The organism is Streptomyces sp. NPDC058051, from assembly GCF_042885475.1.
GTDB lineage: Bacteria > Actinomycetota > Actinomycetes > Streptomycetales > Streptomycetaceae > Streptomyces.
In genome coordinates, this window is record NZ_JBHVRW010000070.1 from 1 (window position 1) to 2,242 (window position 2,242).

A 2,242-nucleotide genomic window follows, 5' to 3' on the forward strand; every position below is an offset into this window, starting at 1 on the left:
GCGTAGATGTTCCGCGTGTGCATCATCAGGTCACGCGTGATCTCGTACGCTTCGGCCGCTCGTCCGGAGTGTTCCGCCGCCGCCTCCGCCGCTGCAGCACACTCCGCCGCCCGCTGTGCCGCTTCACGCTCGATCGGACGCTCGGCCGCGCGCTGCGCCTCCATACGCTCCTCGGCCGCCGCCACATGGGACCGACGCTCGGCCGCCTCCGTCGCAGCCTCCGCCACGACGCCCGACACGCCCCAGTGAGCACGGGCCAACGCCACCTGTCGCCGGTCCGCCGTCCCCAGGGTGAACAGCGCGTCCGTCTCGGACGCTTCGGTATCCGCCACCGTTTCCGCAGCGTCCGCCCGCGCCTCCGCCTGATCGGCTGCGGCCTCCGCAGCTTCCGCCGCGGTCTCAGCGTGCCGCACGGCGGCGGACATGTCGCGAGAGTGATCACAGATGATGCCGCACGCCGTTTCGGCGTCGAAGCGACCGGCGGGGGTGGAGCGCTCAAAGGTCCCGTATTCGATCATCACCTCGGCGCGCGCGTGATCGGCAGTCTCAAGAGCCGCAGCGGTGCCGGTCCGCGTTTTTCCGTCCGCGGCCTCCCACTCGTCCGCGCCTGCCGCACGCGCACGCTCCACGTACTCCGCCACCTCCTCGGCCGCCTCCACAGCGGGCAGATTCTCGGCGTCGAACCGGGCAGTCAGGAACGTGCGAAATGCGGCGCGGTACTCCGCCGTTCCGGGGGTGTGCGACCACATCAGGGCGTCCGCCCCGGCCACCCGAACATGTGCGCGCTCACTCTCCGCCGCCTCCGCAGCGCTCGCGCGCCCCTGCGCACGCTCCCACGCTTTACCGGCACGCTCGGCCGCGGCCACAACCCGCTTGTGCCTCTTGACTACACGGTCGTGGGCACGTGTGGCCTTGACCCGAAATGCCTTCGCTGCCTCCGCGTCCGCACGCTCTGCAGCGTCCGCCATCGGGTCCGGGGCGCCGACCGACAGTGCCTCACGTACGTGCATCGGGAGCGTGTTTACAGTCATCTCGCAGGTCCTTCCGGGGCGAGCCTGGGGGTTTTCCCCTGTGCGGTCGGTGCAGCCCCCACAGTAGTCAACTTGAAATTCAACTTCAAGTGCTACTGAAAGTATCGGTCATTGAGTGGTGGTGCTGGTTTCTGTTCGGGCGGTACCTGAGCGCCGTTCCCCTGCTCCCGGGATCCCGGTTGGCCTGGGAGCGGGAGCGGTGCCCTCAGGGGCGTACAGCCGGTCTGAGCCCGGGGTGGGCGTTCCGTCGGCGGTGCCACACCGGCCCGCCCCGGACTCCGGGGCAACTACGGGCGCTACGCGGTGAGCCTGAGCTGAGGACGCGGAAAGGCCGGCACTCTCAGTCCGCTCGCGGGAGCGGGTGGCACGGGTGCTGGCCGGTAGCAGCCGGGGCACCGGCGGCAGTCCGTCGTCGGTGGCTCTGGTGCACTGCGGGGCCTGCGTCCTGTGTCCGGTGGAGGGTGGATTCCTCACCTGAGAGGGGGCGGTGATCGCCTTGACGGAGCCTGACATCGAGGTGTGCCAGATCTGCAAGTCTGAGACGGTGGGCTCGTTTACGGGTGGGGCCGTACGGGCCGCCCCGCCCGTTGTTTTGCTGTTGCCTTGGCCTCAGGGGGTACTGCCGCCGTGTGCCAGGGCAGCGCAGCCTGAGGGGCGCAGAACGCTGCTTGCGAGAAGGGGCTCCCCTTTTGATGAGAGTGCGGTATCTTTTTAATGGTCGTTGTGAGCGGGTGCCGACGTTCGGCTCACCTCTCGCGACTCTTTCCCGTCCCTTGGGCGCCTGGGCGCGCCAGCGAGGTCAGTCAACCAGCATCGAAGGAGCCAGCGGTGATTCATCCAAGTCGGAAGCACCTGGTACGTACCCGGGAGCTGCTCGCTCGGGACATGGGCATGGCCATGGGCACGTTCCGGAACAAGAAGCCGTACGCTGCGGCCGGTTTCCCGAAGCCCATCAGCTCCGCCGGCGCCCGCACCCTGTTGTGGGACGGCGGCCAGACCGCCGCCCACCTCGCTGGTGAGCCCGTGCCGGTTCTGCCGTCCGCTGATGACCCCGCCATGCTCCTGGACCGCCAGGAGGCCGCCGCCGAACTGGGTGTGACGCCCCGGACCTGGGACGGGTACGCGACGGACCCTCGCATCGTGCCGCACTCGGTCGACATCCATGGCGTGGAGCACTGGCCGCGCAGCATCGTGCAGGCCTTCCGTGAGGA

2 pseudogenes are annotated in these 2,242 nt (G+C 69.2%); one reads left to right on the forward strand and one right to left on the reverse strand.

Features of this window, described 5'->3' with window-relative positions:
• Positions 1-1,031, reverse strand: a pseudogene (locus tag ACFVUT_RS37605) (hypothetical protein); the annotation flags it as partial.
• An 828-nt stretch (positions 1,032-1,859) separates the two neighbouring features.
• On the opposite strand from ACFVUT_RS37605, the pseudogene ACFVUT_RS37610 reads away from it, so the two are divergent.
• Positions 1,860-2,242: pseudogene (locus tag ACFVUT_RS37610) on the forward strand (hypothetical protein); the annotation flags it as partial.